The sequence below is a fragment of the Pseudomonas sp. C11 genome, assembly GCF_034683865.1.
Lineage (GTDB): Bacteria > Pseudomonadota > Gammaproteobacteria > Pseudomonadales > Pseudomonadaceae > Aquipseudomonas.
Genome location: NZ_JAWIIP010000004.1, coordinates 1 through 12,326 on the forward strand (window position 1 = coordinate 1; position 12,326 = coordinate 12,326).

Below are 12,326 nucleotides of genomic sequence, written 5' to 3' on the forward strand. Positions count from 1 at the left end.
GTGGCGTCCCCTAGGGGACTCGAACCCCTGTTACCGCCGTGAAAGGGCGGTGTCCTAGGCCACTAGACGAAGGGGACACACCCCGGAACATCAAGCAACTTTCCGGCTTCCTTCGCTTCGCTTTAGGCTTTGCGCTGGAAGTGGCGCGCATTCTATGGAGGCTTTTAGAGGTCGTCAACCTCTCTCTAAAAAATTTTTAAAATCAAAGACTTCAAGCCTGAAATGGAGTTAGCGCTAGGAGCCTCGCAAGCAAGCCACTACACTCGGGCGAAAAGCCAGTAGTCGAGAGGTTCCAAGCAGTGTCCCCACTCGTGATAACCCTGCTGATCGTCGGTGGCATCGCCCTGCTGATGGTGATCGCGTACGTCAATCATGCTGTCGAGAATGGCAAGCTCGAGAAGGCCCGCCAGCGCGCCGACCTGCTCGACCGCATTCGCCGCTGCCAGGATCTGTCCGAGCGCATGCCCGGTCAGTTGATGACTCCGCGCCTCAAGCTGCTGCTCTGCCAGTTGCAATTGCAGCTCAGCGAGCGCCTGCAAACGCTGGATAAACAGAACACCGAACTGGGCAAGAGCATCGAAGCGCTACGCGCCCTGGTCGTGCAGGGAGAATCGATCAGCGTAAACAACCCGCCGCAGCCGATCCTCAACGAAGCCAAGGCCAAGGAAGTACGCTTCATCCTGGAAAACCTGCAAGGCCTGATCACCGGCTCGGTGCAGATCAATCTGCTGCCCATGGGCGAAGGCAAGCTCTGGCTCAAGCAGATTCGCCAGATGCTGGTGCAGGTCTATATAGAGTGCTTCAACACGCTCGGCCAGAGCGCCATGCAGCAGAATCGCCCCGGCCAGGCCCGCCTGGCATTCGAGCGCGCGGTGCAATACTTGCGCAAGCAACCCGAACCCGCGCTGTATCAGACCCAGCTCAAGCGTTTCGAGGAACTCCTGGCTCGTGCCAATGCCATGGTGCTCAACGCTCCGCCACCGGCCGTAGACGAGACCAGCGAACTGACCGAAGGCCTGAAAGGCCTGGACGACGAAGACTGGAAGAAGAAGAACATCTATGACTGAGCGCCGCTGACCGCGCTCGGCCCTCTAATTCCAAAAGCAGACGACGAGGCCAGACTCCATGAGCATGACCGTATACGGCGCCCCCCTCTCTCCGTTCGTTCGCAAGCTGTGCCTGTGCCTGATCGAGAAAGGCCTGGCTTACGATCTCGAACCAGTCATGCCGTTCAACCAGCCCGATTGGTTCCGCGAGCTCAACCCACTGGGCCGTATTCCCGCCTTTCGCGACGGAGATCTCACGCTCGCCGACTCCAGCGTGATCTGCCAATACCTCGAAGAACACTATCCGCAGAGTCAGCATCTCTATGGGGAAGATGCCAAGCAGCGCGCCACGGTACGCTGGCTGGAGAAGTACGCCGACTACGAACTCGCACCGCTGTGCACCTTCAGCGTGTTCCGCAACCGCGTACTGAAAACCAGCATGGGCCAGCAGTGCGACGAAGATCAGGTGCAGCAGACCCTCAGGGACAAACTGCCGAAGCACTTCGATTACCTGCAGGCGACCCTCGGCGAGGGGCCATATTTCCTCGGCGAGCAGTGCTCCATGGCAGACCTGGCGCTGGCCTGCCAACTGATCAACATGGAGCACGGTGGCGAAACCCTCGACGCGAGCCGCTGGCCAGCACTGGCCGCGCACTATCAGCGCGTCAAGGCACGCCCTTCGGTACAGCAGGTGCTGCCGCGCGAGCTGCGTACGCTGGAGAAGCTCGGCATCAAGCGCTGATCAACCGGCGCCCCCAACTCAGCAATCGCTGGCCGCGAGGAAGATTGCGGCCAGCGCTTCGATGCCGGCCTGATCGACCTCACTGAAACGCCCGACCTGCGGGCTGTCCAGATCCAGCACACCGACCAGACGCCCCTCCTTGATCAGCGGCACCACCAGCTCGCTGTTGGACGCACTGTCGCAGGCGATATGCCCCGCGAAAGCATGCACATCCTCCACGCGCTGGGTCTGCAGACTGGCAGCCGCGGCCCCACAGACACCACGGCCGAAGGGAATGCGCACGCACGCCACCTTGCCCTGGAACGGGCCAAGCACCAGCTCGCCCTCCTTGGCCAGGTAGAAACCGGCCCAGTTAAGGTCGGCCAGTTCGTGAAAGATAAACGCAGAAAACTGCGCCGCATTGGCGATGAAGTCACGCTCGCCACTGAGCAGCGCCTGTAATTGCGCACTGAGCAAACCATAGCCCTGCAGGCCGGCTCCGCTTTCGGAAAGATCGATCATGCGCGCTGCTCCAGCAGTTGCAGGCCAACCCAGTGGCGGGCGAACTGATAGGCACAGCGCCCATTGCGATTGCCACGCCCCAGCGCCCAGCGGATTGCCGCCTTTTCCAATGCCTCGTCCCATTCCCAGGCCAGCCCGACCTGCCGCGCCTGAGCCGTCACCCAGTGGCGCACCACGATCAGGTAATGCTCCTGGCTGAACGGATAGAAGGACAGCCACAGGCCGAAGCGGTCGGATAAGGCGATCTTGTCCTCGACAGCCTCGTTCGGATGCAGCTCGCCATCGACCATCTTCCAGTTGTCGTTGTCGCTCTGGCGCTCGGGCACCAGATGACGGCGGTTCGAAGTGGCATACAGCAGCACGTTGTCCGGCGCCTGTTCCAGCGAACCATCGAGCACGCTCTTGAGCACGCGATAATCGCCCTCGCCCGCCTCGAACGACAGATCGTCGCAGAACAGCACAAAACGCTGCTCCAGCCCCGCCAGGCATTCCACCACACGCGGCAGGTCGGCCAGGTGATCACGCTCGATCTCGATCAGGCGCAGGCCCGCCGCCGCATGCTCGGCCAGCAGCGCACGTACCAACGACGACTTGCCGGTACCACGCGCGCCCCACAGCAAGGCATGGTTGGCCGGCAGCCCGGTGACGAATTGCCGCGTATTGCGCGCCAGTTGCTCACGCTGCGCATCTACGCCAAGCAAATCGCTCAACGCCAGGTCGAGGCTGACGTCCAGCGGCTGCAGAAAACCACTGCGCCCGTCACGCACCCAACGCGCCGCCACGCAGTGGCTCCAGTCCACGTGCGGGCGCAGGGCCGGCAGCAGGGGCTCGATGCGCTCCAGCACCTGTTCGGCGCGGGTGAGAAAATCCAGCAATCGGGAATCCACGATCTACTACTCCTTTTGCGCAGAGCCGCACGTTGCAGGCTCTGCCGGTACAGGGTCGCTATCAGCTATGCTTGGCAAGCGCCCAAGGATCAGAGACGACGCACACATTCATGGATATTTCGCTCACCCATCGCCTGTCATTCAAACAGGCCGGCTTGACCGTTCTGGTGGCGTTCATCCTTGGCACGTTGCTCAGCATCATCCAGGTGGCGATCGATTATGCCAGCGAGGACGCCTCCATCAACCGCGAGATTCGTGCGCTGCTGGAAATCAGCCACAATCCGGCAGCCCGTATCGCCTACAACATCGACGCCGAACTGGCCCAGGAGCTGGTGCTCGGCCTGTTGCGTTCACCGGCCGTCACTCGCGCCGAACTGATCGACAGCAACGGGCAGATGCTCGCCAGCGTCAGCCGTCCACGCGCCGAGAGTCGCTATCGCGTCTTCAGTGACAGCCTGTTCGGCGCGCAGCGCGTATTCCAGGATCCGCTCTATGTCGCCCATTCGCCCAGCGAAGCGCTGGGTGTCCTGCGCCTGGAAGTCGACACCTTCGCCTTCGGCAATCACTTCCTAGAGCGTTCGCTGCTCACCCTGCTCACCGGTTTCGCCCGCAGCCTGTTGCTCTCGCTGATCCTGCTGGTGCTGTTCTACTTCATGCTGACGCGCCCGCTGGTGGACGTGATCGGCGCCCTGAGCCGGCGCAACCCGCAGGACACCGAACACAAACCCGTGCCCTGCCCCAAGGGCCACGAGCGCGACGAAATCGGCATCCTGGTGCAGGTCACCAATCGTCAGTTGTCGAACATCGCCGAGGAAATCGAGCAACGGCGCAGCGCGGAAGATCGCCTTACCCAGTACCTCGGCGAGCTGGAGAACATCGTTTCGGCGCGTACCGCCGAACTCAAGGCCACCAACGTCCGCCTCAGCCAGTCCAACCGCGAGCTGGAAGCGGCGCGCACCACAGCGCTGAACATGGCGCAGGCGCGCTCGGCCTTTTTGGCCAACATGAGCCATGAGATCCGCACCCCGCTCAATGGCCTGCTGGGTATGCTGGCCCTGGCGCTGGACGGCCCGCTCAGCGCCGAGCAGCGCCAGCAACTGGGCATTGCCCATGACTCGGGCAAGGTACTGGTCGAGCTGCTCAACGATATTCTCGACCTGTCCAAGTTCGAGGCCGGCCAGCTCGAGCTGGAAGCCATTCCCTTCGACCTCGGCGTACTGGTCGAGGAAACCGCCAGCCTGCTGTCGCAGAACGCCGCCGCTGCCGTCGAGCTCACCTGCCTGGTCGACCCGAGGCTACCGCCCCAGGTGGTCGGCGACCCGACCCGCGTACGCCAGATCGTCAGCAACCTGCTATCCAATGCGCTCAAGTTCACTCGCTTCGGCCGTGTCGACCTGCTGGTCGAGCATGACGCGGCCGGCATTCGCATCCGTGTTCGCGATACCGGCATCGGCATTGCCGAGGATGCCCAGGCGCGCATCTTCCAGCCCTTCGCCCAGGCCGAGGTGGGGATTACCCGAGAGTTCGGCGGCACCGGCCTCGGCCTGGCCCTGACTCGCCGCCTGTGCGAAGCGATGCACGGCAGCCTGACGCTGCAGTCGAAGGAAGGCTTCGGCAGCGAGTTCTGCGCCCTGCTGCCGCTCGCCGGGCAAGGCCAGCCGGCCAGCGTTCGACTCGGCGGCGATATCGTGGCGATGACCCCCAGCAGCAGCGGCCTGCACCAGATGCTCGAACGCTGGCTACCCGTCTGGGGCCTGAACTACCGACGCCTGGACACCGACGCCAGCCTGTTCGGCGTCCAGACCGACCTCTTGATCAGCGACTGCCCAGAGTGCCTGCTCGGCCTGCGCCCGACGCTGGACATTCCGATTCTGCTGGTCACCGCCTATGGCAACTTCCTGCCGCAGGAGCAGGCGCAACGCCTCGCCCCTCTGCAGCAGATCGCCCGCCCATTGGCTCGCAGCAGCCTGCTGCAGGCGCTGCGCCATGGTTTGCAGCACGACGCAACGGACAACCCGGCACCACACGCCAGCGACAGCCTGGAGAAACGTCGTGCACGCGTGTTGCTGGTCGAAGACAACCCGGTCAATCAAATGGTGGCCAAGGGCATGCTGGCCAAGCTCGGCTGCGAAGTGCTGGTCGCCAGCCACGGCGGCGAAGCCCTGGAGCAACTCGAACAGGAGCCCATCGACCTGGTGCTGATGGACTGCAACATGCCGGTGATGGACGGTTACGAAGCCACGCGGCGCATCCGCCTCAACGGGCGCTGGCCAGAACTGCCGGTCATCGCCCTGACCGCCAATGCCCTGTCGGACGAACGCGAACGCTGTCGCGCCGCCGGCATGAGCGACTACCTGGCCAAACCCTTCCGCCGCGAGGAACTGGCCAGCCTGCTGGAGAGCTGGCTACCCGCCTGACGCATCGAGACGCGCCAGCAGCCGATCCAGGCGCTGGCGCAACCCTTCCAGCTCGACCAGTTCGGCCTCTTCGATCTGACAGATCAACTGCGCCTTGAGCGGCATGACCTGCGCATGCAACGCTGCGCCGTGCTCACTCAGCGCCAGATGCACTTCGCGCTCATCCAGCGCGGCGCGGCGGCGCAGCACCAAGCCGAGGGATTCCAGACGCTTGAGCAAAGGCGTCAGTGTGCCGGAATCGAGCTGCAGGCGTTGCCCCAATGCCTTGAGCGTCGGCTGCGCCGGAGGCTGCGCCTGCCACTCCCACAGCACCAGCATGACCAGATACTGCGGGTAGGTCAGGCCGAGCCCATCGAGCATCGGCTTGTAGGCGCGGATCACCGCACGGGACGCGGCGTAAAGCTTGAAGCACAGCTGGTTGTCCAGTTGCAGCCCGGCGCTATCGAAAGCAGTCATTTCAACAGGGCTTCAATCTCGCTGCTCAGCTCTTCGGGCTTGGTGGTCGGGGCGAAACGCTTGACCACCTTGCCGTCCTCGCCAATCAGGAACTTGGTGAAATTCCACTTGATGCCCTGGCTGCCCAGCAGGCCTGGCGCGCGCTTCTTCAGTTGCACGAACAGCGGGTGAGCATCGCTGCCGTTGACGTCGACCTTCTTGAACAGCGGGAAGCTCACGCCGAAATTCAGCTCACAGAACTCGGAGATGGCGCCCTCGTCACCCGGCTCCTGCTTGCCGAACTGATTGCAGGGGAAGCCGAGCACCACCAGCCCCTTGTCCTTGTACTGCTGCCAGACGCTTTCCAGGCCCTTGTACTGCGGGGTAAACCCGCATTTGCTGGCGGTATTGACCACCAGCACGGCCTTGCCGCCGAAATCGGCCAGGGTCTTCTGCTCGCCCTTGATGGTGGTAACCGGGATATCGAAAAGCGCATTGCTCATGGGGAATCGTCCTGAATGGGCTGAAAGTGACGAACAAAGTAGCGAGCAATTAAATTGCATGCAATTTAATTGCTGCAAAATAAGGCACGCGAATGCATGCCATTCCGTAGGGTGGGTTAGCGGCGCCGAACACCGGACTTCAAGACCAGATGAAGGTGGTGCGCCGCGTAACCCTCCAGGCGGTGTGTCGCGCTGCACCGCTGGTGGGCCCGGCATAGCGAGCTGATCGACAACCGCGACAGGCGGTCTACGAAACAGTGGCGCCCAAGGCTCGCACCAGAGCCGCCAACGGCGCTGAATCCCCCTCAATACGCACCCGCAGCCCATCGATCTCACGGCGCATCGGGTAATGCTTGCGCAAGCGGTCGAAGGCCACACGACGCGCCTCGGCATCCCCCACCAGACTGCGACGAAAATCCGCATCATCGCGGCGCGGGTCATACACCGCACGGCACAGGCTGGCCAGCGCCCAGGCGGGATCGGCGCCGCCATCCACCGTCATCTCACTCAGCCAGGGCGCCGGCAGAAGATCGTCCAGACGCACCTGCTCGGGCACACCGAGCGCCCGGCAGCAGGCCTGGTAGATCTGCGCCGTGCCACGCAGCTTGCCGTCCAGGCTGTAACCGGCGATATGCGGCGTTGCCAATTGGCACAGTCCGGCCAGCTCGACATCGGCCTGCGGCTCGCCCTCCCAGACATCCAGGACGGCCTTCAGGTCGGTGCGTTGCAGCAACCGCGCACGCAGGGCAGCGTTGTCCACCACCGCGCCACGGCTGGCATTGATCAGCCAGGTGCCGGGTTTGAGCGCAGCCAGGCGCGCCGCATCGAACAGGTGTCGCGTCGATGTGTCCAGCGGTGTATGCAGGCTGATTACATCGCACTCATTGATGATCTGCTCCAGGCTGACGAAATCGCCCGCCTCGGTCGCCTGCCGCGGCGGGTCGCATACCCGCACCTCCCAGCCCAGGCCACGCAGCACTTCGACCAGACGCCCTCCCACCTGCCCGGCACCGACCACGCCGTAGATACGCCCGGCCGGGTCGACGCCTTCGCGCTCGGCCAGGGTAAGCACGCTGCCCAGCACGTAATCCACTACGCCACGGGCGTTGCAGCCTGGTGCGCTGCTCCAGGCGATGCCCGCCTCGGCGAAGTAATCGAGATCCAGGTGATCGGTGCCGATGGTGCAAGTGCCGACGAAGCGCACGCGGCTGCCCGCCAGCAGCGCCCGATCCACACGGGTTACCGAGCGCACCAGCAACAGATCGGCATCTCGTACATCCTGCGCGCTGATGGCACGGCCCGGCAGACGGCGGATTGCCCCGAAACCGGCAAAGAATTCATCGAGCAGGGGAATGTTTTCGTCAGCGACTATCAGCATGAGGCAGCTCCACGGCAAGGCGCGCATTGTACGCGAGGCGCCAGGCAACGTCGCATTCAGACTTTTCTGACCGGGGCGTCAAGGCGTAAACTGCGCGGTCTTCCGCCTCCCACGAAGACACGAAATGCCCAGCGAAAGCCGCCTGGGGCGCGTGCGCACGGAATTGCGTAACCTGCTCATTCTGGCCACCCCGATCATCATTGCCCAACTGGCGCACACCGCCATGGGTTTCGTCGACACCCTGATGGCCGGGCGCGTCAGCCCGCAGGATCTGGCCGCCGTCGCCCTGGGCAACTCGATCTGGGTGCCGGTGTTCCTGCTGATGACCGGCATTCTCCTGGCCACCACGCCCAAGGTGGCGCAGCGCTTCGGCGCCGGTGACGAAGCGGCCATCGGCCCACTGGTACGCCAGGCATTGTGGCTGGCCCTGGCCGTCGGCGGCAGCGCCGCGGCCTTGCTGTGGAACACCGAGGTCGTCCTGCATGTGATGAATGTCGACCCGGCGCTGGTCAACCCGGCCATGGGCTACCTGCGCGCCGTGGCCTGCGGCTTCCCGGCCGTGGCGCTGTATCACGTGCTGCGCTGCTGCAGCGATGGCCTCGGCCACACCCGCCCGAGCATGGTGCTGGGTATCCTCGGCCTGCTGCTGAACATCCCGGCCAACTACATCTTCATCTACGGCAAGTTCGGCCTGCCGGCCATGGGCGGCGTCGGTTGCGGCTGGGCGACGGCTCTGGTGATGATCTTCATGCTGCTCGGCATGCTGGTGTGGGTGAAGTGGGCGCCCTACTACCGCGCCAGCGCCCTGTTCGCCCGTTTCGACTGGCCGCAATGGGTGGTGATCAAGCGCCTGCTGAGCATTGGCGTGCCGATTGGCGTGGCGGTGTTCGCCGAATCGAGCATCTTCGCGGTGATCGCCCTGCTCATCGGCGGCCTCGGCGCCACCGTGGTGGCCGGCCACCAGATCGCGCTGAACTTCAGCTCCATGGTGTTCATGATCCCCTACTCCCTGGCGATGGCGGCCACCGTGCGCGTCGGCCAGGCGCTGGGCCGGGGTCAGCCGCGCGAGGCGCGCTTCGCCGCCGGAGTGAGCATGGGCGCGGCACTGGCCTACGCCTGTCTGTCGGCCAGCCTGATGTTTCTGCTGCGCGAACAGATCGCGCAGATCTACACACCGGACAAGGCCGTGATCGCAGTCGCTGCGACACTGATCGTCTATTCGGCGCTGTTCCAGTTCTCCGACGCCATCCAGGTCACCGCCGCCGGCGCCCTGCGCGGCTATCAGGACACCCGCATCACCATGCTGCTGACCCTGTTCGCCTACTGGGGCATTGGTCTGCCGGTGGGCTATGCGCTGGGGCTGTCTGAGCTGTTCGGCGAGCCCAGTGGTCCGAGCGGTCTGTGGCAAGGCCTGGTGGTCGGCCTGACCTGCGCCGCCGCGATGCTCACCCTGCGCCTGGCGCGCAGCGCGCGCAAACGTATTCGCCGCGCCACCTGAGCGCCACTTGGAGCCGGCAATGACGGCGTCTAGACTGGCGACATGACTCGCCTCTTATTCCTGATCAGCCTTTGCCTGCTGGCCGCCTGCCGCCCGGGTGACGACGGCCTGGCGCTGCAGGACGACTACCTGCAGCGGCTAGACAACGCGTTGGAAACCGATGGTTTCGCCGCGTTCGAGCCAAGCAGCCTGAGCCATTACCGCCTGCCGCCACGCCGCGAACGCCTGATCGACGTGCCCGAGCTGCGCATCAGCCTGCTCGACCTGGTCATCGACGCCCATAGCTGCCCTCGCCTGCAGCAACTGATCAGCCAACGCAACAGCAGCCTCGGCAAGCAACTGGTGCCCAGCCAACGCCTGGGCTACGAGGGCGATCTGCTGCGCGCCATCGACGACTGCCTGCCCGCGCTGCCGCCCGACACGGCGCTCCGCAACACCTTGCAGCAACTGGCAGGCGACAAGCGTCAGCAATTGCCGGCCGTGTTCTGGAATGCGCTCAACGGCAGCCAGGAGTTCGAGCGCTACCTGCGCTTTGCCGACCAGGCCCTGGCCGTCACGCCAAGCGAAGACAGTGCTGCACTCGACGCCCTGGAGCAACTGGCGCGCATCGGCGCCGCGCTGCCCGAGCGCCTGCCGCCCTCGGCCGGCGAGCTGGAGCCCTTGTTCTTCGCCCTCTATGCCAGCGAACAGGGCGGCCAACTGATCACCAGCCTGGCCAGCCTGCGCCACAGCCTCGACAGCGGCAGCGAGCTGCTGGAGCAACGCCAATCGCGCCGACCGATCTGCCCGCAGGGGCGGCCAACCCCAAGTGGCCGCATCCTGCAGAACATCTTCGTCAAGTTCTACGCCGGCGGCCTGCAGCCCTACCTGGCGCAGGTCGATCAGCGTGGCCAGCGCTGGCAGACGGCGCTGCAGCACCTGCAGGCCGTGGACGGCATTCCGCCGACCACGCGCGATTACCTGGAGCGCCTGGCGGGCGAGCAGGATTCGTTATGGCAGGATTTCCGAGCCGCCACGGCACGGCACGTCAAGGCCTGGCAGACGCTGCTCAACAGCTGCGGCCTGGCGCCGGGGCAGGCAGGATGGAATCGCGAGAGCTAACAAACCGTAGGTCGGGTGCAACCCGCCATCACGACCAACGACATCCGCTATTTGGCGGGTTGCACCCGCCCTACGAAAGCCGACGAAGCGAACAGCCCGCCAAAGCTGCCTAATCCGCCTTCTTGCGAATCCAGTACAGGTAGGTGCCGTCTTCCTCGGCCTGGCCGAGCAACTCGTGACCGAGAAACACGCAGAACTTGGGAATATCGCGACGGGTCGAGGGATCGGTGGCGATCACCTTGAGCAGCCCGCCAGGGGACAGGTCACGCACCTTGTTGTGCAGCATCATCACCGGCTCGGGGCAATTCAGGCCGCTGGCGTCGAGCAGGTCATCGTGATTGAGGGTCAGGGCTTCGGACATAAAGGGCTCCACAGGCAGGCGCGCATTGTCGCGCAAAGGAGCCCTGGCGGTCACCTGATGCGCACAACCTTGGATGGGCAGCGCCACCCAGGCATCTGAGGCAAGCTGCCTGCGCTCCAGCCTGCCAGGACGGCGCGCACGCCAGTACCGGGAGGAACCCGGTGCGAAGCGGGAGCCCGGGCCGGACAACGTCCGCGCCCGGCCAGTTACCTCACTTGCCGAGCCGGCGCAGGTGACAGGTCACTTCCTCGCGGTCGTGATAGAGCTGCTTGCAGCCGATGCTGACCTTCATGCCGCGCTCTGCCAGCCCCGCCTCGACGCGGTCGAGCAAGCGCCGTACCTCGGCGTAGCGCTGCTTCATCGGCAGCTTGAGGTTGACCACCGCCTCTCGACACAGCCCTTCACCCAACCAGGCCTCCATCATCGCCGCCGTGCGCGCCGGCTTCTCGACGATGTCGCAGACCATCCAATGCACCGGATGGCGTGGGCGGAAGGTGAAGCCATCGGCACGCTGGTGCACCACGAAACCCGAATACATCAGGCTTTCTGCCATCGGCCCGTTGTCCACGGCGGTGACGCGGATTTCCCGGTTGACCAGCTGCCAAGTCCAGCCGCCGGGCGCGGCGCCCAGGTCGACAGCGGTCATGCCGGCGGCCAGGCGCTGATCCCACTGATCACGCGGGATAAAGTGGTGCCAGGCCTCCTCCAGCTTGAGCGTGGAGCGGCTCGGTGCTTCACGCGGGAACTTCAGGCGCGGAATGCCCATCGGCCACATTGCCAGGTTGTCTGCCTCGGCGATGCCGGCGAACACCTCACGGCCGCTCTTGAAGGTCAGCAGCAGACGCGGCTTCTTCGCATCGTCCACCAGCTTGCCGGCCTTGAGCAGCGCCTTGCGCAGCGGCGCTTCGAACTTCTTGCAGAAGGTCGACAGCTCCTTGCCGTCGTTGGTGTCGAGCACCTCCAGCCACAGACTGCCGCACACCGGGTAATCGGCCAGGGCTTCGAGCAAAACGCTGATGCGGTCGCTTTCCGGCAGGCTGACGAAAGCACCGCGTGCCCACTGACGGGGGAAGATCAGGCGGTTGAAACGCGTCTGACGCATCAGACGCTCGGCACCATCGTCCTCGCTGCAAACGAACTCGGCGCAGGCGCTGCCGGGCTTGCTCTTGGGGTAGCCGGCGACCTCCAGCTGGGCAGCGAGGTCGGCGATCTCAGCGCACACCTCGCCCTCGAAACCGGGCCGGCAATGCAGAAACAGGGTATTCATCGAACGGACTCCTTGGGCCGGCCATGATACCCGAGGCGGGAACCTAGAGCCTGCTAACCTGTCCAGTGACTATGTGCCAGCAACCTTTGCCACGACGCTGGAACACCATGAAAGGATAAGGCTGCCTGGCGTTCTTGAGCCAAACAGCCACCGACCACGGCCCGAACCGTGTGGGCCTAAGGAGACGTGC

12 protein-coding genes and 1 tRNA gene are annotated in these 12,326 nt (G+C 64.4%); 5 read left to right on the forward strand and 8 right to left on the reverse strand.

Translation table 11 applies throughout. From position 1 onward, the window contains the following. Position 1: 1 nt before the first annotated feature. Positions 2–77 (reverse strand) — tRNA-Glu (locus VC352_RS07770). 222 nt (positions 78–299) lie between these two features. On the opposite strand from VC352_RS07770, the gene VC352_RS07775 reads away from it, so the two are divergent. Together VC352_RS07775 and VC352_RS07780 are read left to right on the forward strand one after the other, a co-directional pair. Further along, entirely contained in the window at positions 300–1,067 is a 768-nt protein-coding gene (locus VC352_RS07775) for a hypothetical protein (protein ID WP_322979010.1), read from the forward strand. Positions 1,068–1,125: 58 nt separating this feature from the next. Next, positions 1,126–1,788 (forward strand): glutathione S-transferase family protein, encoded by a 663-nt coding sequence (locus tag VC352_RS07780; protein ID WP_322979011.1) that lies wholly within the window; start codon positions 1,126–1,128, stop codon positions 1,786–1,788. A gap of 18 nt (positions 1,789–1,806) precedes the next feature. Here VC352_RS07780 and VC352_RS07785 read toward each other — a convergent pair whose 3' ends face one another. Both VC352_RS07785 and VC352_RS07790 read right to left on the reverse strand, forming a co-directional pair. Continuing rightward, entirely contained in the window at positions 1,807–2,289 is a 483-nt protein-coding gene (locus tag VC352_RS07785; RefSeq protein ID WP_322979012.1) for a GAF domain-containing protein, read from the reverse strand. After that, on the reverse strand, positions 2,286–3,176 hold the full coding sequence (locus VC352_RS07790; RefSeq protein WP_322979013.1) for an ATP-binding protein: 891 nt from the start codon (positions 3,174–3,176) through the stop codon (positions 2,286–2,288). Before VC352_RS07790 ends, VC352_RS07785 begins: the two co-directional genes overlap by 4 nt. Positions 3,177–3,286: 110 nt before the next feature. On the opposite strand from VC352_RS07790, the gene VC352_RS07795 reads away from it, so the two are divergent. Then, positions 3,287–5,593, forward strand: coding sequence for a response regulator (locus VC352_RS07795; protein ID WP_322979014.1), 2,307 nt, complete (start codon positions 3,287–3,289; stop codon positions 5,591–5,593). On the opposite strand, the gene VC352_RS07800 is transcribed toward VC352_RS07795, so the two are convergent. From VC352_RS07800 to pdxB, 3 genes are all read right to left on the reverse strand, one after another. Beyond that, on the reverse strand, positions 5,582–6,049 hold the full coding sequence (locus VC352_RS07800; RefSeq protein ID WP_322979015.1) for a MarR family winged helix-turn-helix transcriptional regulator: 468 nt from the start codon (positions 6,047–6,049) through the stop codon (positions 5,582–5,584). The genes VC352_RS07795 and VC352_RS07800 overlap by 12 nt on opposite strands. Next, positions 6,046–6,531 (reverse strand): glutathione peroxidase, encoded by a 486-nt coding sequence (locus VC352_RS07805; protein ID WP_017679255.1) that lies wholly within the window; start codon positions 6,529–6,531, stop codon positions 6,046–6,048. The genes VC352_RS07800 and VC352_RS07805 overlap by 4 nt, the downstream gene beginning before the upstream one ends. Positions 6,532–6,778: 247 nt before the next feature. Then, positions 6,779–7,909: a 4-phosphoerythronate dehydrogenase PdxB gene (pdxB, locus tag VC352_RS07810; protein WP_322979016.1), complete on the reverse strand. Its 1,131-nt coding sequence runs from the start codon at positions 7,907–7,909 to the stop codon at positions 6,779–6,781. Positions 7,910–8,033: 124 nt separating this feature from the next. Between pdxB and VC352_RS07815 the strand changes: the two genes are divergently transcribed. Together VC352_RS07815 and VC352_RS07820 are read left to right on the forward strand one after the other, a co-directional pair. Then, a complete protein-coding gene (locus VC352_RS07815; protein ID WP_322979017.1) occupies positions 8,034–9,407 on the forward strand; it encodes an MATE family efflux transporter in 1,374 nt (457 codons plus the stop codon). 42 nt (positions 9,408–9,449) lie between these two features. Then, a complete protein-coding gene (locus VC352_RS07820) occupies positions 9,450–10,508 on the forward strand; it encodes a DUF3080 domain-containing protein (protein ID WP_322979018.1) in 1,059 nt (352 codons plus the stop codon). Positions 10,509–10,617: 109 nt separating this feature from the next. Here the strand turns inward: VC352_RS07820 and tusA are convergent, their stop codons facing one another. Beyond that, positions 10,618–10,869, reverse strand: coding sequence for a sulfurtransferase TusA (gene tusA / locus VC352_RS07825; RefSeq protein WP_003460892.1), 252 nt, complete (start codon positions 10,867–10,869; stop codon positions 10,618–10,620). A gap of 211 nt (positions 10,870–11,080) precedes the next feature. After that, positions 11,081–12,136, reverse strand: a complete 1,056-nt coding sequence (rlmM, locus tag VC352_RS07830; protein WP_322979019.1) for a 23S rRNA (cytidine(2498)-2'-O)-methyltransferase RlmM — start codon at positions 12,134–12,136, stop codon at positions 11,081–11,083. Between the last annotated feature and the right edge of the window lie 190 nt (positions 12,137–12,326).

Coding starts and splice junctions, on each gene's coding strand:
- VC352_RS07795 (WP_322979014.1), top strand. CDS start 3,287: ATGGATATTTCGCTCACCCATCGCCTGTCATTCAAACAGGCCGGCTTG.
- VC352_RS07820 (WP_322979018.1), top strand. CDS start 9,450: ATGACTCGCCTCTTATTCCTGATCAGCCTTTGCCTGCTGGCCGCCTGC.
- VC352_RS07780 (WP_322979011.1), top strand. CDS start 1,126: ATGAGCATGACCGTATACGGCGCCCCCCTCTCTCCGTTCGTTCGCAAG.
- VC352_RS07785 (WP_322979012.1), bottom strand. CDS start 2,289: ATGATCGATCTTTCCGAAAGCGGAGCCGGCCTGCAGGGCTATGGTTTG.
- VC352_RS07800 (WP_322979015.1), bottom strand. CDS start 6,049: ATGACTGCTTTCGATAGCGCCGGGCTGCAACTGGACAACCAGCTGTGC.
- rlmM (WP_322979019.1), bottom strand. CDS start 12,136: ATGAATACCCTGTTTCTGCATTGCCGGCCCGGTTTCGAGGGCGAGGTG.
- pdxB (WP_322979016.1), bottom strand. CDS start 7,909: ATGCTGATAGTCGCTGACGAAAACATTCCCCTGCTCGATGAATTCTTT.
- VC352_RS07815 (WP_322979017.1), top strand. CDS start 8,034: ATGCCCAGCGAAAGCCGCCTGGGGCGCGTGCGCACGGAATTGCGTAAC.
- VC352_RS07805 (WP_017679255.1), bottom strand. CDS start 6,531: ATGAGCAATGCGCTTTTCGATATCCCGGTTACCACCATCAAGGGCGAG.
- tusA (WP_003460892.1), bottom strand. CDS start 10,869: ATGTCCGAAGCCCTGACCCTCAATCACGATGACCTGCTCGACGCCAGC.